Here is a 24422-nt window from a genome sequence, read left to right as displayed (position 1 = left end):
CTGCGACTGAAGAGTGCGGCTTCGTGGTGATCGGCTACCGCGGGGAAACGTGAAACGAAAGCCGAATTGGAAGGCTCGTATGAGCGACGCAGACGATAATAAGCCCTCTGGCCGCCGGCCGCTTTCGCTGAACCGTTCCGGCTCTGGAACCGTGCAGCAGAGCTTTGCGCGCGGTCGCTCCAAGGCAGTTGTGGTCGAGACCAAGCGCAAGCGGGTCGCCGCACCTGGCAAGGAGACGGCGCCCGCAGCCAAGGGGAAGGCTCCGGCCGGCAAAGCCAAGGCCGGTGAATCCAGCCTCGCCGCCAAGGCGCGTCAGCTCGGCCTGTCCGAGGAAGAGCTGCTGGCGCGTCAGCGCGCCATCGCACGGGCTCGCGCTGAAGCGGCCGATCGTGATGCGGAAAAGAAAAAGGCGGAAGCCGACCGCGTTCGCCGTGCCGAGGAAGAACAGCGCGCGCTCGAAGAAAAGCGCGAACGCGAGAAGCGTGAAGTTGAAGAGGCTGCGGCCCGCGCTGCTGCTGAGGAAGCGCAGGCGAAGGCTGAAGCTGAAGCGGCTCGCGCTGCCGAAGAAGCGCGCCGTAACAAGCGTGATGACGAGCCGCGCCGCAAATCCTCCGGTGACAAGCCGCAGGCCCGCCGCGACAGCGCGCCGACGCCGCCGGCCGAGCCGGCCAATCCGCTTGAAGCCCTGGGTGGCCGCATCAAGTCGAAGCGCACCGGTGGCGATGCCGCCGGCGCTGCCAAGCAGCCGCAGCGTGCCAAGACCGATACGCGCCGTCGCGGCAAGCTGACGATTCAGAATATTCTCGACGGTGACGAAGAGCGGCAGCGTTCGCTGGCGTCCGTGCGTCGCGCTCGCGAACGCGAGAAGCAGCGCCGCCAGGACACCGGTACGGGCTCTGACAAGATCCAGCGCGAAGTCGTCGTGCCGGAAGCGATTACCGTGTCCGACCTCGCCAACCGTATGGCCGAGCGTGCAATCGACGTGATCAAGCTTTTGATGAAGCAGGGTCAGATGGTGCGCCAGAACGACATGCTCGACGCTGACACGGCCGAGCTGATCGTCGAGGAGTTTGGTCACCTGGTCAAACGCGTCTCCGAGGCTGATGTCGAGGAAGGCTTCATCGCCGAGGATGATGCCGAAGAGAGCAAGGTTTCCCGCGCTCCGGTCGTCGCTGTCATGGGTCATGTCGACCACGGCAAGACCTCGCTGCTTGATGCGCTGCGTTCGACCGACGTTGTGTCCGGCGAGGCGGGCGGCATCACCCAGCATATCGGTGCCTATCAGGTGCAGCTGAAATCCGGCGAGAAGATCACCTTCCTCGATACGCCGGGGCACGCGGCCTTCTCCGCCATGCGTTCGCGCGGTGCGGAAGCGACCGATATCGTTATCCTCGTCGTCGCGGCCGATGACTCCGTCATGCCGCAGACCATTGAGGCGATTAACCACGCCAAGGCGGCCGGTACGCCGATCATTGTTGCGGTGAACAAGTGCGACAAGGAAGACAGCGATCCGAACCGGGTGCTGACCGACCTGCTGCAGCACGAGATCATTGTTGAGGCAATGTCCGGTGAGACCCAGTCCGTCAATGTCTCCGCGCTCAAGCGCATGGGGCTCGACGAGCTGACTGAAGCGATCACGCTGCAGTCTGAACTGCTCGACCTCAAGGCTAATCCGGAACGTGATGCCGAAGGCGTCGTGATCGAGAGCCAGGTCGACAAAGGGCGTGGCCCGGTCGCCACCGTTCTTGTCCGTCGCGGTACGCTGCAGCGGGGCGATATCGTGGTTGCCGGCTCCCAGTGGGGCAAGGTGCGCGCTCTGACCAATGAGCGCGGCCAGCAGCTGACCGAAGCCGGTCCGTCCGTTCCGGCCGAAATTCTCGGCCTTGATGGTGCGCCGGAGCCGGGCGAAGTCTTCGCTGTCGTCGAAAGCGAAGCACGTGCCCGCGAGATCGCCGAATACCGTCAGCGCAAACAGCGTGATGCGAGCGGTGTGGTCTCGGGTCCGGGTGCTTCGCTCGAGCAGATGATGGCGCGCCTGAAGCAGGACCAGGTTCAGGAAATGCCGATCTTGGTGAAATCCGACGTGCAGGGGTCTGCCGAAGCGATCAAGCAGTCGCTTGAGAAGATCGGCAATGACGAAGTCCGTGCTCGTGTCATCCACTCTGCCCCGGGCGGTGTGAATGAGAGTGACGTCCTTCTGGCCCGCTCGTCCGGCGCTCCGATCTTCGCCTTTAACGTCCGTGCCAATAAGCAGGCGCGTGAACTGGCCGAGGCTGAAGGTGTCGAGATCCGCTATTACTCGGTCATCTATGACGTCATTGATGACGTTCGCGGAACGATGGAAGGCATGCTGGCGCCCGAGAAGCGCGAGGACTTCATCGGTTACGCCGAGATCCTCGAGGTCTTCAACATCACCAAGGTGGGCAAGGTCGGCGGTTGCCGCGTCACCGAAGGCGTCGTCAAGCGTGGCTGTGGTGTCCGCCTGCTGCGCGACGATACCGTGATCCACGAAGGCGAGCTGAAAACGCTCAAGCGCTTCAAGGACGAGGTTCCCGAAGTCCGCGCCGGCACCGAATGCGGTATGGCGTTCGAGAACTATGATGACATCCAGAAGGGTGATCTCATCGAGTGCTTCGACGTTGTTGAAGTCGCCCGGAAGCTGGAAGACTAATCCCGGCTCATGATCGAAAAAACAGGGCGGCCCGGTTGACCGGGCCGCCCTTTTTCATGCCTGCGGTATTCTCAAGTCGAAGGCGTCTTGAGGGGGGACACTCCGCGGGCAATGAATGCTTGTGGAAAGGGTTCAGGGCCGCACCCCACCGGAGTGCTCGGGCTGGTATTTGGTCGAATGCGACCCTGTTCCTTATGGAGTGCCGGACGGCAGCTCCAAATCCTCTGATGCGGCGGTCACTTCAATGACATCATTGAGACCGGTGTAATCGCGGTGTTCGATGACCTGTCCGTCCTCGATCGTGATGATGGTGACGATCGGGTAGCGGAAGGTCCGGAAGCCGTCGGGGGTGGCCATACGGGCATCGAATGCGCCATCAAAGATGACCCGCCCGGCGGCTTCGTAGATGCGCTCGATGCGATAGTCCCCGCTATGGATATTCCAGGCCGAGATGCCCGAGATGATCGCATCCGGCCCGGTCCAGTTTGCGGCCTCGCTAACATGCACGAGGTCGAATGAGGTCGGATCAATGAAGACCATCTCATCCGCCATGAAGTCCAGCATGGCGTCGAAGTCCTGAGCCTCGTAGGCATGGATATAGGCTTGAGCCAAGGCAACCGGGTCATCGTCCGCGAGGGTGGGCGGGGTGCTGAGCAGGGTCAGGGCAAGGGTCGCGGATGTCAGAAGTACAGGGCGCATGTCGGGCTCAACCGTTTCAAAGTCTGACCCTCGAATAAGTATCCCAAGCACTGGAAAAAAGAGGTCTCCGGGTGTTTTGTGACGAACGGGATGTGCTGGTGGGACGAAATCGGAGCATGGGGCGGCCTTGCCTCTCGCGCGTGAAGGGCGTACACCCGCGCGCCCTGTTGCATGGAAGGTATCGATATGGGTTCCAAGCGCTTCAATGAGAGCAAAGGTCCCTCGCAGCGGCAATTACGCGCTGGCGAGCTGGTCCGTCATGCCCTGGTCGATATTCTTGCACGGGAGGGGTTCCGCGACCCGGCGCTGGAAAGCGTCATGATCTCGGTAACCGAAGTCCGGCCGAGCCCGGACCTGCGCAGCGCCAAGGTCTATGTCGCCCCGCTCGGCGGCGGTGATGCCAAGGCGCTTGCAGCGGCTTTGAACAAGACGGCAGGCTTTCTGCGAGGGCGTTTGGGTCGCGAGATTGACATGAAGTTCACGCCGGAGCTCCACTTTCATGCCGACAACAGTTTCGACACGGCAAGCCAGGTCGATCAATTGCTGGCCCGGCCCGAGGTCAAGCAGGACCTCGACGGCGAGGACGATTAGTCCGGCGCCGTCGCGTCTGCGGCCTGATCCGGCAGATCGAGGCGCGGAATGTCAAAGCGCTCCTCGCCGCGGGTCAAGGGCCGTCGCGTGGCTGTGAGCCCTGTGACCTGCCCCATTTCATTCTTGTCCAGGGTCAGCTGCGTATTGAACTGACGCCAGAGTAACTGGTCTTCGCCAACCGGTGAAAGGAATTGCCGTTCCCCTGTCGCTTCAATGATAACGGCCATTCCCAGCGTTCCGGCTTCGATCCGTACCGGCCCCAGATCGGGGGAGAGATACTGCCCGGCTGCATCAATCTGGTTGGTCAGGGCTGTTGAGCCTGGCCGCGCGAGCGGTGCAGCTGCCGCTTCGTCGAGCATGGCGGTGGCCAGCAGGGGGAGGATTTCCGCGCTCGGGTAGCTATCGATATTCCCGGCATAGGCGACAACGAGATCCTGGCCCGGAATGATCATGATCAGGTTCAGTCCGGACCCAAGCACATACAGGGGTTCCTCTCCGAAACGCGCCAGGCGGGCGGGCGGACGCAAGGAGCCATCATCATTGAACAGGTCAATCTCGCGCCGGGCCACGGAGCGGCCCAGTGCGAGCATGTCGTCCACGCTGGTCATCAGCCCACCGGAACCCGGCAGCGCCGTGGGTGTCGGGCGACGGACAAGTTCGAGCGGGGCGGGGCCGGGCTGATAGACCGGCGCTGCACCGATGACCTCTCCTCGAGACACAGATGTGCTGGTGAGTCCCGCCGGGCTCAGGACATGAAGCGCTGTGAGTGTCTCGAAGCTGCCGCGTCCGGCGCGCTCGGCGATGGCGACCAGCAAGGCGTGATTGAGGCCGGAGGGCTGCGTGTCATGCGGCCCCGCGGTGAGCGGAGTATGGTCGCGCACCCAGGCGACAATATCGTCCGAGCGCAAGCTTCGCAGCTCTTCCTGGTTGAGCTCTCCGGTCAGCCCTGATTGGTGGCTCAGCAAGGCGCTTATGGGCAGTTCGGCCTGACCATCGAATTCGTGCAGATAGCTCTGGATGGGTGTAGCGGGGTCCAGCACTCCGTCTTCCACCAATTCCTGGATCACCGCGTGCACGAGAAGTCCGGTGACCTCGCCGGCATGGAAGCGAGTGGCCGGGTCAAACGCGACCTGATCCTCCCAGCTGCTGTGGCCGAGCCGCACATAGGCCAGCAATTGATCGCCCCGGCTAACCCCGACAATGCCAGAGAAATCACGACCTTGCGCCAGCGGCCCCAGATGGCGCTCCAGACGGGCTGTGTAGTCCGCGGTCTGGGCGCTGACGGAGGGCGTGAAAACCAGCATCAGGGCCAGAAGGATGTAAGCGTGTCGCATAAGGGCCGGGCTCCGGGGTGGATGGGAATTCAAGTATGGATTCGATGCGCATTCAATAGCGTGTCGAAGCGGACTTGCGCGATCTTCGGCCTTGGCTTAGGACCCCCGCTTTCCCGCGACCGGGTCCGACCCCCGGAGCCAGAGGAGTAGAAAATGGCCCGACGCCGCAAGGGTGAGGACATCCATGGCTGGATAGTTCTCGACAAACCGCTCGACATGACATCAACCCAGGCCGTCTCGGCGGTCCGGCGGGTGTTCAACGCCAAAAAGGCTGGTCATGCCGGCACGCTGGATCCGCTGGCCACGGGTATTCTGCCGATTGCCCTGGGGGAGGCGACCAAGACGGTTCCCTTCGCCATGGACGGGGAGAAGGTCTACCGCTTCACCATCAGCTGGGGCGCGCGGACCGATACGCTGGATCGCGAAGGGGAGGTGGTGGCCACATCCGACCAGCGTCCCAAAGAAGACGAGATCAAGGCCGCACTGGCCGACTTCATCGGAGAAATTGACCAGATTCCGCCAGTTTTCTCGGCGATCAAGGTGGATGGCGAGCGGGCGTATGATCTGGCGCGTGATGGAGAAACCGTCGAGCTGGAAGCCCGTCGCGTCTATGTCGACAGCCTGGAGCTCGTCGGTTGTCCCGATACCGATCATGCGGAGTTTGAGATGCGTTGCGGCAAGGGCGTTTATGTGCGTTCGCTGGCTCGCGATGTCGCTTACGCCTTGGGCACGGAGGGGCATATCGCCGAACTGCGGCGGACCCTCGTTGGTGCGTTTGAGGAATCAGAGTCCACAAAGCTGGACGTCTTGAAAGAAATGGCGCATAAGGGCGCCGCTTCGGAAGCTCTGCTCCCGGTTCAGACCGCACTGGACGACATCCCGGTGCTGGCCGTATCCGAGGAGGAAGCCTTCCAATTGAAGCAGGGTCGCTCGATCGTCCTGCTCCCGCGTCTAGCGCAAGAGCTCAAGGAGCAACGCCGCCCGCTCACCGTAGCGGGTAAGGATTGCACCTTTCTGGTTCTGGCGGAACACAACGGGCAGGCAGTGGCATTGGGCGATGCGAAGGCGGGAAAATTCCAGCCCTCGCGCGTTTTTAACATGACCCCGTAAAGGGGCGATACGACATACAGGAGCATACGATGTCGATTACGCCTGAGCGCAAAAGCGCACTCATTTCCGAGCATGCCCGTGGCAATGCCGATACCGGTTCGCCGGAAGTCCAGGTCGCAATCCTCTCTGAGCGGATTGCCAACCTTACCGAACACTTCAAGACCCACAAGAAGGACAACCACTCCCGTCGCGGCCTTCTTAAAATGGTCTCTCAGCGCCGCCGTCTTCTCGACTATGTGAAGAAGAAGGATGAGGCGCGCTACAAGGCTCTGATCGAGAAACTCGGTCTGCGCCGTTAATCCGCGACACTATCCGTACGAAAGACGATATGTTCGATATCCAGAAAGAAACGATTGAGTGGGCGGGACGCCCGCTTACTCTCGAAACCGGGCGGGTCGCCCGGCAAGCAGACGGCGCGGTCATGGTGACCTATGGCGAGACTACGGTTCTCGCCACCGCCGTCGGCGTCAAGCAGGTCAAGCCGGGTGCTGATTTCTTCCCGCTGACCGTCAACTATCAAGAGAAATACTTCGCCGCCGGTAAGATTCCTGGCGGTTTTTTCAAGCGTGAAGGTCGTCCGACCGAGAAAGAGACGCTGACCTCGCGTCTGATCGACCGTCCGATCCGCCCGCTGTTCGTCAAGGGCTTCAAAAACGAAGTCCAGGTGATGATCACCGTCCTGTCCCACGACATGGAAAATGACCCGGATATCGTCGGCATGGTCGGCGCGTCCGCGGCACTTTGCCTGTCGGGCCTGCCCTTCATGGGCCCGATCGGCGCTGCGCGCGTGGGTTATATCGATGGCGAGTATGTCATCAACCCGCAGGTCGACGAGATGCAGGAAAGCGCTCTGGACCTGGTTGTTGCCGGTACGCAAGACGCCGTGATGATGGTGGAATCGGAAGCCAAAGAGCTGTCCGAGGAGGTCATGCTCGGTGCTGTGGTCGCCGGTCACGAGGCGTTCCAGCCGGTGCTCGACGCCATCATTCGCCTGGCTGAGAAAGCGGCGAAAGAGCCGTGGGACTACCAGCCGGCCGATCATTCTGCTGAAGAAGCCAAGGTTCGCGAGCTCGTCGGTGACGAGATTGCTCAGGCCTACACCATCACCGAGAAGACCGAGCGTTACGCAGCGGTCGGCGCGGCGAAGGAAAAGGCTGTCGCAGCTCTGCTGCAGACCGAGGAAAATCCGGACGGCATCGAAGAGACGGTGCTCAAGGACGTGCTCAAGTCGGTTGAAGCTTCCGTGGTTCGCGGCGGCATCATCAAGACCGGCAAGCGCATTGACGGCCGCTCGCTTGATCAGGTTCGCTCGATCGTCGCCGAGGCTGGCATCCTGCCGCGTACGCACGGTTCGGCCCTGTTCACCCGTGGTGAAACCCAGGGCATGGTCGTGGCCACGCTCGGCACCGGTGAAGACGAGCAGTTCATCGACGATCTGACGGGAACGTACAAGGAGCGCTTCATGCTCCACTACAACTTCCCGCCCTACTCCGTCGGTGAAACCTCCTTCCGCCTGGCTCCGGGCCGCCGCGAAATCGGCCACGGTAAGCTGGCCTGGCGTGCGGTTCGTGCCGTTATCCCGGGTGCGGAAGACTTCCCCTACACCATCCGTCTCGTGTCCGAGATCACCGAGTCCAACGGTTCGTCCTCCATGGCGACGGTTTGCGGTGCATCCCTGGCGATGATGGATGCCGGTGTGCCGATCACCCGCCCGGTGTCCGGTATTGCCATGGGCCTGATCAAGGATCCGGACGGCGTTGCCGTTCTGTCCGACATCCTCGGTGACGAGGATCATCTCGGCGATATGGACTTCAAGGTCGCCGGTACCTCTGAAGGCGTTACCTCGCTGCAGATGGACATCAAGATCGCGGGCATCACCAAGGACATCATGGAAACTGCTCTCGAGCAGGCCAAGGGTGGCCGGATGCACATCCTCGACGAGATGGCCAAGGCGCTCGACACGGCGCGCGATGAACTCGGCGAGTTTGCACCGCGTATCGAGACCATGCAGATCCCGGTCGACAAGATCCGCGACGTGATCGGTTCCGGTGGCAAGGTGATCCGCGAGATCGTTGAAACCACGGGCGCCAAGCTCGACGTCAATGACGATGGCGTGATTAAGATCGCCTCTTCGGATGCCGCGTCGATCAAGGCTGCTCGCGACTGGATCCACGGTCTGACGGCAGAGCCGGAAGAAGGCGTGATCTACAAGGGTAAAGTCGTCAAGGTCATGGACTTCGGTGCCTTCGTGAACTTCTTCGGTCCCAAAGACGGCCTCGTGCACGTCTCTCAGATGAAGAATGAGCGCGTGAAGCATCCGTCTGACGTGGTTGAAGAAGGCCAGGAAGTTTACGTCAAACTCCTCGGCTTCGATGACCGCGGCAAGGTTCGCCTGTCGATGAAAGTCGTCGACCAGGAAACTGGCGAAGAGGTCAAGAAGGAAGAAGAGGCCGAGGCTTAAGTCCCGGGTTCATTCCTGAACGATCAAAGCCCCGCCGGCATGCGCTGGCGGGGCTTTTCTTTGTCCGGAACGGATCGCCTACGACGCGCTATCTGCGAGGGTGAGTATGGGGTATGCCGGTCAGGCCGCCAGCTTCTCACGGTAGCGCCGGCTTCCCGGGATACGGGCGCCCGTCGACAGCGTCAGGGTGACGTCGCCTTCGCCAGTGGGCGTGATCTCGGTAATCAGGCTGCGATTGACCAGCCAGGACCTGTGAACCCGGACCGCATCCACGCCGGCCTCGCGCAATTGCCGTTCCAGTTCCGACAGGGTCATGCGCGCCATTTGCTCGCCGCTGGCAAGGGTCAGCTCGACATAATTGCCGGCGGCCTTGGCGGTCTGGAAGGCGTCGGCCTCCACAAGCAGGGTACGGCCCCCGCATTTGAGCGTGAGGCGGTGGGTCCGGCGGGCTTCCTCGCGGGCCGCCTCCGCATCCATCCGTGCCCATTCCACTATGCGAAAGCCGGACAGGGTGAGGATCTGAACCGAGTAGGTCAGCGCATCCTTGCGCAATTCGTAGAGGAAGACTTCGACCGGGTTGTTGAAGAAGACATAGGGCCGGTCGAACAGGATGGGATGCAGAGTTTCCCGGAGCAACCCCATCATGCCGACATGAAGGATGCTGAAGACCAGCAGCCCGGCCGCGTGGAATGGGAGCGCCGCGGCCCAGTTCCCGGTGACCAGGGGGTAACGCCTTTCCAGCCAGACAAGCGCTGGCATCAACGCCAGGATCAGCGCCATGCTGGTCCCTTCGATGAACCAGGGCTGGAGTGCATCGATCTCGCGTCCCGCTCGCTCGGCTTCCATCTGGATCGAGGTCGAATTGACGATGTAGTTGGCGATCATCAACGTGGCGATCATCACCATTGCACCGCGGGCGATCACGCGTTCGGCCCGGGTTTCTCGATCGATTTGCTGGTGGCTCATGGCCCGATCATGCCCGAGGCTTTTCTGCGCGCAAGTCCCGTCACTGCCGCTCGGCCCCGAGCGCCGCCATTCATCCCTAAAGCGCAGACGGTTATCCCGCCGACCCGCTGGCTAGCCCGTGTCGCTGGGCTCGGTGAAGGCTTCCGTACAGCCTGTGCAGGCCTAGCATGGAGATTGAAATGAGTGGCGGAAGCGAAGTGAATCCCAGCGCTGTTTTTACGCGGCGACATGATCTGGACTGGTTGAGGATCATCGCCTTCGGCCTGCTGATTTTCTATCACATCGGCATGTTCTTCAACACGGAGGACTGGCACGCCAAGAGCATCAACGCCAATGATGCCATGGAGCCGCTGATGTGGCTCTCCAGCCCCTGGCGCCTGCCGCTTCTCTTCTTCGTCTCCGGGGTCGCCATCCGGTTCCTGTCGGACAAGCTGGGTTCTGCCCGCTTCGCCGCTGACCGGAGCTGGCGCCTATTCCCGGTCATCCTGTTCGGCATGTACGTGATCGTGGCGCCGCAAACCTATGTCGAGCTGCGCTCCGGAGGTGAGATCGAAGCCGGTTTAGGCGCCTTCTATCGCAGTTATGCGGGCGAGTGGGGCGGGCCCTGGTCCGTCCATACACCGACCTGGAACCATCTTTGGTATGTGGTCTACCTCTTCGTCTATTCCCTGCTTCTGGCGCCCTTGTTCCCGATCCTGCGCGCCCTGGCTGACAGCCAGTCCATGCTCGGTCTCGGACGCTTCCTGGCGCACAATGCGGCGACGTCCATCGTCTTGCTTCTGCTGCCTTTGGTGCCGTTGCTGGCGATCCGTTTCAGTCTCGTCCCGTCTTTCCCGACCACGCATGACCTGTTCAATGACTGGGCCAATCACGCCCAGTCGCTGAGCATGGTCCTGCTTGGCTATTTCATGGCCAAGAATGAGGGGGTCTGGCGCGCGGTCGACAAGCTCTTGCCTGTCGTCGGAGCGGTGACGCTTGCGTCCTTCGCTTTCCTGCTCTGGTGTTATTCGGATTGGGACCGGATCGCATCGAACGAGGTCCTGGTGTGGATCGCCCGCATCGACCGTATCGTCTACACGTGGGCGATCATCCTGACCCTGGTGGGACTGGCCCGACGCTTTCTCAAGGGCGACGGACCGGTACGCCGTTATCTCACCGAGGCGATCTTCCCGTACTACATCCTGCACCAGACCATTATCGTCGTGGCGGGCTATGCCCTCACCCCTGTCGGTCTGGGTGCGTGGAGCGAGTTCGCCCTGCTGGTCGCCATCACGGTTATTGGCTGTGCCGCCGGATATGAAGGGGTGCGCCGGATACCGGTTCTCAGACCGGTTATGGGATTGAAGCTGGTCAGGACCAGCGTCGGGGCCGCCGCCACGCCTACGAAAGAACCCGCACCGTGAAACCGGACTAGCGAAGCGTCTCAAAGCCCCGCCGGACCTGTCCGCGGGGCTTTATTCTTGCCGGGCTCCAGCCTAGCCTCCCCACAGCATGGCAGCAGGGGGCTCAAGAGCGTGCAGATCGAGATCAATGATGGACTGGATGCCGCCGAGCTGGGTCAGACCCTGGTGGCCAATCGCCGGCTGCAGATCGAGAATATCCTGACCCCAGCCTCGGCTGAGGCCATCCTGGCCGAGATCGCCGCCAATCAGAACTGGTTCCTGGCCTATAATGAAAAAGGGCAGGGCGTCGAGGCGGCCCTGGCGGAAGTCCAGCGCCTGCCGCCCCAGCAACAGCAGGCCCTGTTCGCCCAGATCAATCGCAGCGCCGGAAGCGGGAACTTCCAGTATTGCTTCATGCAATACGCGATCTCGAGCGCCATCAAGCGGGGTGAGAATCCCGGTCATCCGCTGCATGCGTTTCACGAGTTCTGCAATGGGCCGGTCTGGCTCGACTTCATGAAAACATTGACCGGGACGGCGGGACTGACCCATGCGGACGTGTTCTGCACCTCCTACAGCTCCGGGCATTTCCTGACCGAGCATGATGACATTCATGAAAGCCGGCACCGGGTTGCCGCCTATGTGCTCAATCTGAGCAAGGACTGGAAAACCGATTGGGGCGGGCATCTGGCCTTTTTCGATGAGCGGGGCGATGTCGAGCAGGCCTTCCTGCCGCGCTTCAACACGCTCAATGTGTTCCTCGTGCCGCAAGCCCATGCCGTGCAGCAGGTCTCGACCTTCGCCATGGGCCGCCGCCTCAGTCTGACGGGCTGGGTCTATCTTTAACGATTTCTAAGATTTGAACGCTCGACCCGCGTGCCGAAAAAGCTAGTTTGAGCTGATGAGGTACAAGGGGAGTTATTGATGCCGATCCGCAATTCTATCCGGGCTGTGATGCTTGGCGTGACCACAGCTGCTGTCTTCGTGGCAGCGCCGGTCCTGGCGCAGGAAGGCTACCGTCTGCCGCCACAGGATATCGTCGATATTGTGGACGCGGCGCCCTCGCCCTGGACGTCACTCTCTCCGTCGCGGGACACGCTTTTGCTGATGCACCGCGAAAGCCTGCCCCCGGTTGCGGAGATGGCGCGGCCGATGGAACGGCTGGCCGGCATGCGGTTGGATGCGGCCACCAATGGCCGTCACGGCCCCCGGTCGATCATCGGTTTGAGCTTGATGGATCTTGAGAGTGGAGACGAGCGGGACATCCGGTTGCCGGATGGCGGGATTTCCAACGTCTCCTGGTCCGCTAATGGTTCGCATATCGCCTTTGTGATGACGCGTAATGACCAACTCAGCCTTTGGGTGGTCGATGTCGAGCGCGCCCGGGCGCGCGAGCTCGTTGATGAGGGCATCAACGCGGTCTTCACCCCGTTTGAGTGGATGCCGGATGGCGAAAGCCTGCTGGTCACGCTGGTCGACCCGGATCGCGGCTCGATGCCGGAACGCCCGCGCGTACCAGCCGGTCCGGTAATCCAGGAGGCCTCCGGCTATGAGGCTCCGGTGCGGACCTATCAGGACCTACTCAAGGATGAGACCGATGCTGCCCTGTTCAGCTGGCTGGCCAGCTCGCAGTTGGCGGTTGTACCGGTCAATGGCCGCCGCATTCGCGAGATCGGCGGGCCGGGTTTGTATTACTCTGCCGAGCCGGCCCCGGGTGGCGACTACATCCTGATCGGTGAGCTGGTTGAGCCCTTCTCCTATATCGTGCCCTGGTCCCGCTTCCCGGACCGGACGGCTGTACTGGACATGGACGGTAATGAGGTCGCCGAAATCGCGACCCAGCCGCTGGCCGATAATGTACCTATCGGTGGCGTTGTCACCGGCCGCCGCAGTATTGCCTGGCAGGCTTCGCATCCAGCCCGGCTGATCTGGGCTGAGGCGCTTGATGGCGGTGATCCGCGTGCCGAAGCCGATCAGCGCGACAGCGTCTGGTCACTGGACGCGCCGTTCAATGGCGAGCCGGTAGAAGTGCTTCGCACCGAAGATCGCTTTTACGGCGCGGATTTCACCTCCGAGCCGGGTATCGGCATGGCTGTCGAGTATGACCGGGACACCCGTGTCGTGCGCCAGTGGATTGTCGATTTCGATAATCCCGATGCTGAGCCCCGGCTGGCGCAAGAGCGCAATATCCAGAACGCCTATGCCGATCCGGGCACCCCGCTGCGGGTTCGCAACGCGTTCGGGCAATCGGTCATCGGGATTGAGGATGGCCATATCTTTTTCGCGGGCGATGGCGCGACACCCGATGGCGACCGCCCCTTCCTGTCGCGGATGAATTTCGAGACGTTGGAGACGGAAGAGGTCTGGCGCAGTAGTGGCGAGAATTATGAAGAAGTGATCGGCCTGACCTCCTCGGACGGCTCGAGCTTCCTGACTTCCTGGCAGAATCCTGTCACGCCGCCGAATGTGCGCCACCACAGTAATGGCGAGGTCGAGCAGGTCACGGACTTTGCCAATCCACACCCGCAGCTCAATGATATCTCGCGTCAGCTGATTACCTATGAGCGTGAGGACGGGGTGCCGCTTTCTGCTACGCTCTACCTGCCGGCTGATTACGAGGAAGGCGACACACTGCCGGTGCTCGTCTGGGCCTATCCGCGCGAGTTCAACGATGCCGCGACTGCCGGCCAGGTCCGGGGGTCGCCCTACATGTTCACCCGTGTTGCCGGTACCAGCCCGCGCTTCCTGGTGACCCAGGGCTATGCGTTGCTGGAAAACGCCACCATGCCGATTGTCGGTGATGATCCGGAAACGGTGAATGACAGCTTCATCGAACAGCTGGTCCTATCGGCCGAGGCCGCTCGCGATATCTCGGTTGAGATGGGATTTGGTGATGGCGAACGCTTGGCGATTGCCGGCCACTCCTATGGCGCCTTCATGACGGCGCATCTGCTGGCGGCGAGTGATATTTTCCGCGCCGGCATCGCCCGCTCGGGAGCCTATAACCGGACCCTGACCCCGTTTGGCTTCCAGGCCGAACGCCGGACTTTCTGGCAGGCACCCGAAGTGTATTTCGAGCTCTCGCCCTTCATGCATGCTGACAATATCAATGAGCCGATGCTCATGATTCACGGTCAGATCGACAATAATTCGGGGACTTTCCCGATGCAGTCGGAGCGCATGTATGCGGCGGTCAAGGGTAATGCGGGTACCGCTCGGCTGGTCATGCTGCCCTATGAAAGCCACGGTTACCGGGCGCGCGAGAGTGTCCTTCATGTGCTCGCGGAGAGCATTGAATGGCTCGATCGCTGGGTGAAACCGGAAGACGACCCGCGCGTTGATGGAGCAAGTGGAGAGGAGGCAGAGTAGACCTCTCGCCATACTATGAAAAAGAAAACCCCGCCGGAGTTGGCTCCGGCGGGGTTTGTTCTTTGGCTGTGACCGCTTCTTAGAACGCGGCCTGGATGCCGAGGGTAATGACATCGGTCTGGGCATCACGCTCAGACCAGGTCGAACCATCGGGGAAATTGCCGCCGGACAGGAAGTTGAGCGGGGCAAAGCCGTCAGCCCGGATCAGTTCGCCGAAGATATTGACGCTCGGGGTGACGAAATAGGAGCCGCCCAGAACCCACTGATTCTGGCGTTCCCACGGTGCGCCGTCATCACCGGCGACAAAGGTGGAGAACTCTCCGGAGAGGTAGAAGGGCGAGTCCTGCCCAATGTCGAAGGCGTAACGGCCGCCAAAGCCCCAGGACGTGGTTTCGACCGCATCAAAGACGGAAAGCGGGTTGGTTGGGTCCGGAACCGCGGTGCCGGGCCATTCTTCGGTCGTGCGGGCATATTCGCCGATCAAGCGAAGGTTGCCGAGATCGACCCGGCTGTAGACGGAGTATGCCGGGTTGTTGTCGTCGCACGGATTGAAGTGGAAGATCGGGTATTCCTGACAATAGGGGCTGCCGTGCTGATAGCTGGCACCGACCAGGAATTCGCCATCACCGCCGATGTCGCCGGTATAGTTTGCGTCAACGGCGTAATTGTTGACGCGCGATGGAACATTGGTGCCTTCAACCGATGCATTCGCAGCGCGGAACTGAGCCCCACCCTGGATTGCCATGGCCCGGACGTGGAAGCCGTTATCGAAGTATCCAACCGTGCCGCCGTAAGCGAGGCCGGCGAAGGAGTGCCAGACGGTAGAGTTGGTGAACGGGCTGACCGTGTCATTGAGGCCGAACGGCGTATCCATCTTACCGATCGCACCATACCAGGGGCTCTCGTCAAGATTGCCCCAGAGCACATAGGCCCGGCGCACCTGGACCTGATTCCGGTTGAGATCGGTAATCGTTCCGGACCCGAAGCTCTGCTCCGGATTATACAACAGCTCCATGAAGCCGGTGATGTTGTCCGTGAAGCGCGCCGTGGTCTGCAGCTGGGCCGAATGCACGACCAGCTCTGAAACCTCATCTCCGATCTGATTGGCGGAGGTCGGATTGCGTGTCAGCCAGCTGAACTTGGAGTCCGAATTACTGGTCTGATAATTGGCCAGGGCCGTGATCGCACCACCGAAGGTAACGCGGTTGTTGAGCTCGCCGTCCTGAATGGCGCGCAGCTGCGTCAGCTGACGGGTGTTTGAGCCCTCGGCGTGATCGAGAATGGCATAGGTGTACTCCGAATTGAGACCCACCAGGCCGTCAGATCCGGCATTGTCGATGACGTGGACCTGGGTCGCGCCAGACGCGTCACCATCCCGGTCGATCGCGACGACGACATGGCGTTCCTCGCGGACGTGACCATCATGCATTTCCGTCTCGACTTCGTGCTCAACGACAATGCCGTTCTCAGCGGTCAGTGCTTCAAGATAGTGCAGCAGCTGGGCGTTGGTTTGCTCGAGTTGTTCGATGCGGGCTTCCAGTGCCGTGATGCGATCATCATCGGCGAAAGCCGGCATTGCGGCAGCCGCCAGCACCATGGCGCTGGCCGTACTCGCAAGTAGCATATGTTTCATGATTGTGTTCCTGTTCCCAAATTGGTCGCCTGAAGCGACCCCCGACACTTCCACCGCTAGCGAGTTTTCCCGGAAGCGGCAACGCTAAAACCTGAAGAATGTTCTGGTTGGGATTATTCAGAGGCGGTGTGTGCTTTTATGGAGACGAACAGGTCCTAGGGCATAAAAAAGCCCCGCTGGAGCAGACTCCAGCGGGGCTTCTGAAAACTCTTGTATTCGCTAGTCCTCGTCCATCGACGGGACCGCCACCGCGTGGAAGCCCGCGTCGACGTGCAGGGTCTCGCCCGTGCAGGAGTGACCGAGGTCCGACAGAAGGTAGAGCGCAGCGCCGGCAACGCCTTCCATGCGTGTGTCTTCCTTCATCATCGACCAGTCCCGGCCGGTCTTCATCAGCGATTTGCCGCCGGAAATGCCCGCCATGGCCAGGGTCCGCATCGGGCCGGCGGACAACGCGTTGACGCGGATGCCTTGCGGACCGAGGTCGCGGGCCATATAGCGCGTGGAGGCCTCCAGGGCCGCCTTGGCCACGCCCATAACATTGTAGGACGGCACAACACGCTCGGAGCCGAGATAGGTCAGCGTCACCATGGAGCCGCCCTCATTCATCAGATGGCTGGCCCGCTTGCCGGCATCGACAAAGGAGAAGGCCGAGATTTCCATCGCCCGGCGCCAGCCCTCACGGGTGGTGTTCTCGGTGAAGGAGCCGACCAGTTCGTCCTTGCCGGCGAAAGCGATGGCGTGGACGAGGAAGTCCATCTTGCCCCACTTCTCTTCGATCTGCTTGAAGCAGGCGTCCATGGACTCGTCATTGGTCACATCGGCCTGGATCATGAACGTATCGCCGCCCAGTCCCTCGACCAGCGGACGCACCCGGCGCTCCAGCGCCTCGTCCTGGTAGGAGAAGGCCAGCTCAGCGCCCTGCGCCGCCAATTGCTGGGCGATCCCCCAGGCAATGGAATTCTTGTTTGCGACGCCCATGACAAGCCCGCGCTTGCCCTTCATCAGCTCGCCTGCTGGAAATACCGTGTCCGCCATGGGTGTTCCCCCTCGTTTGACGTTTGTGGTGTTAGACTTTCTGGAAAACGACAGTGCCGTTGGTGCCGCCGAAGCCGAAGGAGTTCGACATCGCCGTCTTGATCTCGGCCTCACGCGTTTCGGTAACGATCGGCAAGTTCAGCGCGGCGATATCCGGGTCCATGTCGAAGACGTTGATCGACGGGGCCACGAAGCCGTTCTTCATCATCAACAGCGTGTAGATCGCCTCGTGAACGCCAGCGGCGCCGAGAGCGTGGCCGCTCATAGACTTGGTGCCGGAGATCATCGGGGCCTTGTCGCCGAAGACTTCCTTGACCGCTTCCATCTCCTTGATGTCGCCGACCGGCGTCGCGGTGGCGTGCGGGTTGAGATAGTCGATGTCCGAACCGGCCGTTTCCATCGCCAGCTTCATAGAGCGTACGGCACCCTCGCCGGACGGGGCGACCATGTCGTAACCGTCCGAGGTGGCGCCATAGCCGGTGATCTCGGCATAGATCGGTGCGCCGCGCTTCTTGGCGCGCTCGTATTCTTCCAGGATCACAACGCCCGCGCCGGCACCGCCGACGAAACCGTCACGGTCCTTGTCGAAGGCGCGCGACGCCTGCTCCGGCGTGTCGTTATACTTGGTCGACATCGCGCCCATGGCGTCGAACAGGTTCGAAAGAGCCCAGTGGATCTCCTCACAGCCGCCGGCAAACATGACGTCCTGTTTGCCCCACTGGATCTGCTCGGCAGCCGCGCCGATACAATGCAGCGAGGTCGTGCAGGCGGAAGTGATGGAATAATTCACGCCGAGAATCTTGAACGGCGTGGCCAGCGTTGCCGAAGCGGTCGAGCTCATCGCCTTGGGAACGGCAAACGGTCCGATACGGCGCGGGCCCTTTTCGCGGGTGACGTCAGCGGCGTTGACAATAGTGCCAGCGGACGGACCGCCGGAGCCCATGATGATGCCGGTGCGGATATTCGAGATGTCGTCTTCCGGCAGGCCGGCATCGGCAATGGCTTGCTCCATCGCCATGTAATTCCAGCCGGCCCCTTCCGACATGAAGCGGTAGACGCGCTTGTCGACATGCTCGGCCGGATCGACGGTCGGCTTGCCGCCAACCTGACATTTGAAGCCATATTTGGCGAAGTCATCCATGCGGCCAATACCGCTCTTGCCCTCGCGCAGGGACTGGGTGACTTCCTCGGCATTATTGCCAATCGCAGAGATCACACCGAGACCGGTGATAACGACACGACGCATGATAGAACTCCTCGATCAGGCCATTTCGCCGGGCTGGAACAGGCCCACGCGCAGATCTTTCGCGGTATAGATGATTTTGCCGTCGACTTCGACATGACCGTCGCCGATGGCCATGATCAGTTTTCGTTGGATGACACGCTTGAGATCGATGACATAGCGCACGACCTTGGAGTCCGGGGTGATCTGGCCGGTAAACTTCACCTCGCCAACACCGAGTGCACGCCCCAGGCCCGGATTGCCCTTCCAACACAGGAAGAAACCAACCAGCTGCCACATCGCGTCGAGGCCAAGACAACCCGGCATCACCGGGTCACCCTTGAAGTGACAATCGAAGAACCAGAGGTCTTTCTTGATGTCGAGTTCGGCCACGATGTGGCCCTTGCCGTATTCGCCGCCCTCATCATCGATGTGCAGGATACGATCCATCATCAGCATCGGCGGAGCAGGCAGTTTGGAGCGGCCTTCGCCCCACATGCGGCCGTCGGAGGAGGCGATCAGGTCTTCATAGCTGAAAGAGCTTTGGCGTTCGGTCATGTAGCCGGTCGGTTGCGCCACAGCGGCCGGCCTATGCGACCGCGGGGCTGGGTATCGATGGCCGTCCGGAGAGCCGTGACGGCGGGTCAGCGCAGAGCGGTATCACGCGTGAGGGAGGCGCTCAAGGCGGGGCTGCCGTCGGCGTCGGCCTGACCCGCGGGACTGCGCTCTTCCGGATAGACGCCCCAGAGGCCTTCCGTGCTCACCCAGCCTCGATATCCGCCCGCTTCTGCGCGGCACCAGCCGGTGCGGCAGCGGTCGAGCTCAAGAATGACCCCGGCCTCGGCGACCGCTTCGATGGGCGCATCATTTTCAGCCCGAGCGCGCAAAACGGTCTCCTCGATGGTCATCGCCGCGCGACGGCCTGAGAGGATGGAGCGATGCATCCAGGTGACTTCACCCTCCGGGTCCCGCACGCGACGCCAGTTCTCGGTCTCGGCTATGACCTGCATGGGAATGCCGGCGCGGCGATAAACCCAGGCGATCGGGTGCGCCATGCTGGGGCCGGTTCGGCCGTGTGAGGCGTCGAATTTGAGGCTGACATAACGCGGAACCGGTTGTCCGGAAGGCGTATCATCGACGCGCGTCTGAGCCTGTGCAGTAGATGCGATCAACGCAAGTGTAAGGCTGGACACGATACGCAACATGGAACTCTCCCTGACCTGTTCCCTGTGGAGCATCATAGTGAACGGGGAGTAAATCAGGCTTTAAATGAAGGCCTCATGGCGAGAAAACTGATCAAGGGCGGTGCGGCGATCGGCACTGGACAGCCTTGCACTTGAAATCGCTCTGCGTACCGCCTTTGGTGCCGCACTCACTGTAACCCACAGGGTCTCATCAGATCGTGATGATGAAAACTCGGACAAAGCCCCTATATCCTGTGAGAAAGACGGCGGTTCGGCGCCGCACTGAACAAAGGGGACATCCATGAGTTTTCGTCTCGCCATCACCGGCATGGCCGCTGCCTTGGCCGCCGCTGGCGCCCATAGCGCAACCGCATTCGCCGCTCAACAGGACGAAGGTCCGAGCGTTGAGACGACAGATCTGGGCAATGGGCTCTACATGCTCTCGACCGGTATCGCCGGCAATCTCGGCCTGCTGATCGGTAAGGACGGGGCCGTGCTGATCGATGACCAGCTGCCCAATACCGGCAGCCTGATCGAAGGCGCCATTGTCGAAATCGCCGGCGCCGGCGTGCCGCGCTTTATCGTCAATACGCACTGGCATGGTGATCACACCGGCGGCAATGCGCATTTCGCCGAGCAGGGCTCGACCGTCGCTGCTCACCACAATATCCGTCGTCGCCTGGAAGACAGCGATGCCGACTGGATCCAGCCTGCAACGCTGCCGGTGCTGACTTTCGGGGATGACCTGACCTTCCATATGAATGGTCAGACCATCGAGGTCACCCACCTGCCGACGGCGCACACCGATGGCGATGCGATCGTCTATTTCCGCGAAGCCAACGTCCTGCACATGGGTGACATCCTGTTTTCCGGACTCTTCCCCTATATCGATCTGGGCAGTGGCGGCACGGTCGATGGCTTCATCGCCGCGCTCGAATACGCCTACGAAATGGCGGATGACGATACGGTGGTGATCGCCGGACATGGCCCGCTGTCCACGCGGGCCGATATCCAGGCGTCGATCGACATGCTGAAGGAGACCTCCTTCCGGGTCCGCTCGCTGGTGGAGGGCGGCGCCGATCTCGCCGCTGTGCGGGCTGCCGCGCCTCTGGCTGACTACCATGATGATTGGAACTGGCGCTTCATCACCACCCAGCGGATGGTGGAAACGCTCTATGACGATGCGGTCGCTCGCCAGTAGGTCTCCGCTTTCTGTCGAAGATTTAAATCCTTACCCAGATTGCGGGAAGGATTGAGGGTCTAGAACGGGTGTCATGAAGACACCCTTCGATCCGACCGACCCCAAACCTCCGGCCCTGCGCTCACGCCCGCTTGGTTTCGCCGCCGGCCTGGGCGCAGGACTGGTGCTATGGGGCATTATCTCTGCCGCCACGGCCAATATCTGGCTCGGGGCCCTGTTTGGCCTGGTGCCGGGGATCGCGATCGGCCTTGGGTTGCGGGCAACAGCGCGGCGTTAGTCGCCACATCCGGCACACGCCGGGTCCTTTGGCAGGCTGACTGTGCGGCTGTTCATCGTCAGCCCGTCAAAAAGCAGGATCCGCCCGTCCAGGGTCTCACCGGCCTGACAGACCCATTTGATCGCCTCCAGCGCCATGATTGACCCGATGACGCCGGTCAATGCGCCGACGATACCGACCCGCGAACAGGTTTCGGCATCTGGCGGTGCCTGCGGCACCCAGCAGCGATAGCAGGGCGAGGCAGGGGTGGCATTGAACAGGGCCACCTGCCCGTCCCAGCGCCCGACAGCACCGGAAACCAATGGCTTGCCGAGGACCCGGCACGCCGCGTTTACGGCAAACCGGGTTTCAAAATTATCGCAGCCATCAATTACGAGATCGGCCTCCGCGAGGAGCGAGGCGGCATTGCTCTCATCCACGGCGAGGGGCTGGCTGACGATCTCGATCGCCGGGTTCAGGGCCTTCAGCGCCGCCGCGCCGGTCGTGACCTTGGGGGTGCCGACATCATCGCTGGTGAACAGGATCTGGCGCTGCAGATTGTCCAGGCTCACCGTGTCGGGATCGATCAGGGTCAGCTTGCCGACACCGGCCGCAGCCAGATACAGCGCCGCGGGCGCGCCAAGCCCACCGGCGCCAACCAGCGCGATATGGGCCTTTGAAAGCGCCTGCTGCCCCGGACCGCCGACCTCCTTGAGGACGATGTGCCGGGCATAGCGTTCGATATCGATGCTCATAGGCCAAGAGGTGGCTGAGGCGGGCGGCAGGATCAAGCTCTTATCTCTGCGGCTTGCGCCTTCCTTCCGGGTCCGAACGCGCTCAAAGTGAATAGATGTCTTCCTTGCCCACACCCCAGCTCTCTGACCACCAGTCCCGCCTGCTTGACTGGCTGGCCACGGACAAGCCGCATGTCTTCCTGACCGGCCGGGCCGGGACGGGCAAGACGACGCTGATGCGCGAGTTTCTGCGCCGGGCGGGGAATCGGGCTGTGGTCCTGGCTCCGACCGGCGTTGCCGCGATGCAGGCCGGCGGGCAGACGATCCACTCCTTTTTCCACTTTCCGCCGCGCCTGATCGAGGCGCGCGACATCCGCCGCGTGCGCCATCGCCGGGTGGTGCAGGCGCTGGAGACGCTGGTGATCGACGAGATCTCAATGGTTCGCGCTGACATGATGTGGGCGATCGACAAATCCCTGCGTCTGAACCGTGAGATCGACGAACCCTTTGGCGGGGTCCAGGTCGTTCTGGTTGGTGATCTGGCGCAATTGCCGCCCGTGGTTCAGGGCGCGGAGGCGGAATATCTGGAAGCCAAATATGGCGGGCCCTTCTTCTTCCACCCGCCGCCCTTCCGCGATGCCGGTTTCACCCTGGTCGAGCTGGAACAGGTCTTCCGCCAGACCGACGAGTATTTCATTAACATCCTCAATGCCGTACGCGATGGTGACCTGAACTCCGAAGAGGCGGCAGACCTGAATGAGCGCGTCACCGGCCGGTCCGGGCTGGAAGCCAGCCTGTCCCATGTCGTGCTGACTTCGACCAATGAAGCTGCCTTCCGCATCAATCAGGCCCGGATCCAGGGGCTGCAGACGCCCGAGCGGGCTTATGAGGGCAAGGTGGAGGGCCAGTTCGATCCACGCCTCTTCCCGGCCGAAGAGCCGCTGGTGCTCAAGATTGGCGCCCGGGTCATGCTGACCCGTAACGACCCGTCAGGCCGTTGGGTCAACGGGACGCTGGGGGAGGTCGAGGGTTTTGACGAAAAGGCCGTCCGGGTCCGTATCGGCGATCAGGTGTATGCCGTCGAGCCAGCCAAATGGGAGCGCAATGCCTATGCCTTCGATCCCGCCGCCCAGGCCCTGACCAAGACGACGGCGGGCAGTTTCACCCAATATCCGCTGCGCCTGGCCTGGGCGATGACGATCCACAAGGCTCAGGGCCTGACGCTGGACCGGGTCTATCTCGATCTTGCCCGGCGCCTGTTTGCCCACGGGCAGGCCTATGTGGCCCTGTCCCGGGCCCGTTCGCTGGAGGGGTTGGAGCTGTCACGCCCCCTGACGCCGGGTGACATCATCTCTGATCCCCGCATTTTCGACGTGAAGAGCTTTTGCGACCCGGCACCGATGAGCGTGGCTTAGTCGGCCTCGGAAATCGCCCGTAATAATTGCCCGCCGGACCGGTCGACGGCCCGGTTCATGACAACAATCGCGCCAAAATCCTGCTGCGGTACCACGGCGGTGTGCATGATCCACATTGTGTTGGAGCCGGAATGCTGGAGCTCGTCGGACCCCAGGCCCCAGCCCATGGCATAGGTCGTGTCGAAGGGTTGGGTAAGGAGAATGTCCCAGCTCTCCGCCGTCAGGAAATCGCTTTCCACGCCCCGGCCGCCATCGATATGGGCCTGCAGGTAAAGGGCATAATCGGGCAGGGAGATGTGGAGCGTGCCGGCCGGTCCGAGCACGGGTGGGTTATCGCCTTCCGCGCCAGTTTGGGAGGTGAGGCCGCCGAACAGACCACCGCGGTGGCCGCGAGGCTGGTCCACGATGTCGGTCGATCCGGGCGCACCGAAGCCGAAATCGTCGATGCCCAGGGGTTCGAACACGTCCCGGGCGATCAGGGTTTCCCAGGCCTCGCCGGTCGCTTGTTCCAGCATGGCACCGGCAATGACATAGCCGGCATTGGAGTAGAGAAAGCTGGTGCCCGGTTCTGATTGAGGCGCTTGCGACAGGATATGACCCGCATAGTCAAGGCGCTGTTCCGGCATTGGGCGGCCATCGCTGCCTTCGATCAGGAAGCGCATCATGTGGAACATACCGATATTCGCCTTGGCGCCGGAATAATGGCTCAGTAGGTGACGGAAGGTCACGCCAGTAAAGCCGGGATCAATATTGTCGATGGCCTCGCCGAGATGCTGCTCGACCGTATCGTCCCAGCTGATCACGCCCTGTTCGGCCAGGCGGGCGACGAGGGTGGCGGTCATCGATTTGGTATTGGAGCCGATATGCCAGAGATCGTCCGGGGTCACCTCGACGCTGTCATCGATATCGCGCAGACCGGCAACGCCGATCCGGACTTCACCTTCATGCATTCGCATCATGGCTGCGGCCGGAGCGTCTGCCTCCTGGCGCGCTGTTTCGGCCAGTTCCGCCAGCACCGGATCATTGGGTGTCTGAGACAGCGCTGCTGGCGTGAAAATCAGCGCTGCACCGGTCAGGCAGCTGGCGAAGAGTGTCTTTCGACTTGAAACGAATGGCATTTTGTCCTCCTGGATATGCGCGGAATGACCCCGGCCCGCGA

Annotated in this window: 21 protein-coding genes; 11 read left to right on the top strand and 10 right to left on the bottom strand. The window is 61.8% G+C overall.

Annotation, left to right across the window (positions count from 1 at the left end):
- The first annotated feature begins 79 nt into the window (after positions 1-79).
- Positions 80-2671, top strand: a complete 2592-nt coding sequence (gene infB, locus Q1V51_RS04105) for a translation initiation factor IF-2 (protein ID WP_300553235.1) — start codon at positions 80-82, stop codon at positions 2669-2671.
- Between the two features lie 192 nt (positions 2672-2863).
- On the opposite strand, the gene Q1V51_RS04100 is transcribed toward infB, so the two are convergent.
- A complete protein-coding gene (locus Q1V51_RS04100; protein ID WP_300553232.1) occupies positions 2864-3370 on the bottom strand; it encodes a nuclear transport factor 2 family protein in 507 nt (168 codons plus the stop codon).
- 186 nt (positions 3371-3556) lie between these two features.
- Between Q1V51_RS04100 and rbfA the strand changes: the two genes are divergently transcribed.
- Entirely contained in the window at positions 3557-3961 is a 405-nt protein-coding gene (gene rbfA / locus Q1V51_RS04095; protein WP_366522697.1) for a 30S ribosome-binding factor RbfA, read from the top strand.
- On the opposite strand, the gene Q1V51_RS04090 is transcribed toward rbfA, so the two are convergent.
- Positions 3958-5295, bottom strand: a complete 1338-nt coding sequence (locus Q1V51_RS04090) for a serine hydrolase domain-containing protein (RefSeq protein ID WP_300553228.1) — start codon at positions 5293-5295, stop codon at positions 3958-3960. The genes rbfA and Q1V51_RS04090 overlap by 4 nt on opposite strands.
- Before the next feature lie 153 nt (positions 5296-5448).
- On the opposite strand from Q1V51_RS04090, the gene truB reads away from it, so the two are divergent.
- The 3 genes from truB to pnp are packed head-to-tail and all read left to right on the top strand — an operon-like array spanning position 5449 to position 8866.
- Complete coding sequence (gene truB, locus Q1V51_RS04085; protein ID WP_300553226.1) at positions 5449-6405, top strand: tRNA pseudouridine(55) synthase TruB; 957 nt, start codon at positions 5449-5451, stop codon at positions 6403-6405.
- Between the two features lie 29 nt (positions 6406-6434).
- A complete protein-coding gene (gene rpsO, locus Q1V51_RS04080; RefSeq protein WP_300530594.1) occupies positions 6435-6704 on the top strand; it encodes a 30S ribosomal protein S15 in 270 nt (89 codons plus the stop codon).
- Between the two features lie 29 nt (positions 6705-6733).
- Positions 6734-8866, top strand: coding sequence for a polyribonucleotide nucleotidyltransferase (gene pnp / locus Q1V51_RS04075; RefSeq protein ID WP_300553224.1), 2133 nt, complete (start codon positions 6734-6736; stop codon positions 8864-8866).
- A gap of 120 nt (positions 8867-8986) precedes the next feature.
- On the opposite strand, the gene Q1V51_RS04070 is transcribed toward pnp, so the two are convergent.
- Positions 8987-9832 carry a LytTR family DNA-binding domain-containing protein gene (locus tag Q1V51_RS04070; protein ID WP_300553221.1) on the bottom strand — a complete coding sequence of 282 codons (846 nt, stop codon included), beginning with the start codon at positions 9830-9832 and terminating at the stop codon, positions 8987-8989.
- A gap of 179 nt (positions 9833-10011) precedes the next feature.
- Between Q1V51_RS04070 and Q1V51_RS04065 the strand changes: the two genes are divergently transcribed.
- The 3 genes from Q1V51_RS04065 to Q1V51_RS04055 all read left to right on the top strand — a co-directional run bounded on the left by Q1V51_RS04065 (position 10012) and on the right by Q1V51_RS04055 (position 14583).
- A complete protein-coding gene (locus tag Q1V51_RS04065; protein ID WP_300553218.1) occupies positions 10012-11235 on the top strand; it encodes an acyltransferase in 1224 nt (407 codons plus the stop codon).
- Positions 11236-11346: 111 nt separating this feature from the next.
- Positions 11347-12060 (top strand): 2OG-Fe(II) oxygenase family protein, encoded by a 714-nt coding sequence (locus Q1V51_RS04060; RefSeq protein ID WP_300553216.1) that lies wholly within the window; start codon positions 11347-11349, stop codon positions 12058-12060.
- A gap of 78 nt (positions 12061-12138) precedes the next feature.
- A complete protein-coding gene (locus Q1V51_RS04055) occupies positions 12139-14583 on the top strand; it encodes a prolyl oligopeptidase family serine peptidase (protein ID WP_300553213.1) in 2445 nt (814 codons plus the stop codon).
- A 79-nt stretch (positions 14584-14662) separates the two neighbouring features.
- Here the strand turns inward: Q1V51_RS04055 and Q1V51_RS04050 are convergent, their stop codons facing one another.
- From Q1V51_RS04050 to Q1V51_RS04030, 5 genes are all read right to left on the bottom strand, one after another.
- Positions 14663-16216: a hypothetical protein gene (locus Q1V51_RS04050; RefSeq protein ID WP_300553211.1), complete on the bottom strand. Its 1554-nt coding sequence runs from the start codon at positions 16214-16216 to the stop codon at positions 14663-14665.
- A gap of 219 nt (positions 16217-16435) precedes the next feature.
- Entirely contained in the window at positions 16436-17251 is an 816-nt protein-coding gene (locus tag Q1V51_RS04045) for an enoyl-ACP reductase (RefSeq protein ID WP_300553208.1), read from the bottom strand.
- A gap of 31 nt (positions 17252-17282) precedes the next feature.
- Positions 17283-18497, bottom strand: coding sequence for a beta-ketoacyl-ACP synthase I (gene fabB / locus Q1V51_RS04040; RefSeq protein WP_300553205.1), 1215 nt, complete (start codon positions 18495-18497; stop codon positions 17283-17285).
- A 15-nt stretch (positions 18498-18512) separates the two neighbouring features.
- Positions 18513-19031, bottom strand: coding sequence for a bifunctional 3-hydroxydecanoyl-ACP dehydratase/trans-2-decenoyl-ACP isomerase (gene fabA, locus Q1V51_RS04035; RefSeq protein WP_300553202.1), 519 nt, complete (start codon positions 19029-19031; stop codon positions 18513-18515).
- Between the two features lie 86 nt (positions 19032-19117).
- Positions 19118-19678, bottom strand: a complete 561-nt coding sequence (locus tag Q1V51_RS04030; protein ID WP_300553199.1) for an SH3 domain-containing protein — start codon at positions 19676-19678, stop codon at positions 19118-19120.
- A gap of 280 nt (positions 19679-19958) precedes the next feature.
- On the opposite strand from Q1V51_RS04030, the gene Q1V51_RS04025 reads away from it, so the two are divergent.
- Positions 19959-20858 (top strand): MBL fold metallo-hydrolase, encoded by a 900-nt coding sequence (locus Q1V51_RS04025; RefSeq protein WP_300553197.1) that lies wholly within the window; start codon positions 19959-19961, stop codon positions 20856-20858.
- A 73-nt stretch (positions 20859-20931) separates the two neighbouring features.
- On the top strand, positions 20932-21135 hold the full coding sequence (locus Q1V51_RS04020; protein WP_300553194.1) for a hypothetical protein: 204 nt from the start codon (positions 20932-20934) through the stop codon (positions 21133-21135).
- Here Q1V51_RS04020 and moeB read toward each other — a convergent pair.
- A complete protein-coding gene (gene moeB, locus Q1V51_RS04015; RefSeq protein ID WP_366522695.1) occupies positions 21132-21869 on the bottom strand; it encodes a molybdopterin-synthase adenylyltransferase MoeB in 738 nt (245 codons plus the stop codon). The two genes, Q1V51_RS04020 and moeB, sit on opposite strands and share 4 nt — an antisense overlap.
- Positions 21870-21964: 95 nt before the next feature.
- On the opposite strand from moeB, the gene Q1V51_RS04010 reads away from it, so the two are divergent.
- Positions 21965-23263: a DEAD/DEAH box helicase gene (locus Q1V51_RS04010; protein WP_300553190.1), complete on the top strand. Its 1299-nt coding sequence runs from the start codon at positions 21965-21967 to the stop codon at positions 23261-23263.
- On the opposite strand, the gene Q1V51_RS04005 is transcribed toward Q1V51_RS04010, so the two are convergent.
- Positions 23260-24381: a serine hydrolase gene (locus tag Q1V51_RS04005; RefSeq protein ID WP_300553188.1), complete on the bottom strand. Its 1122-nt coding sequence runs from the start codon at positions 24379-24381 to the stop codon at positions 23260-23262. The genes Q1V51_RS04010 and Q1V51_RS04005 overlap by 4 nt on opposite strands.
- Positions 24382-24422: the final 41 nt, after the last annotated feature.

The sequence above is a fragment of the Maricaulis sp. genome (assembly GCF_030149235.1).
Taxonomy (GTDB): Bacteria; Pseudomonadota; Alphaproteobacteria; order Caulobacterales; family Maricaulaceae; genus Maricaulis.
This window is presented reverse-complemented; position numbering and strand designations above follow the sequence as displayed.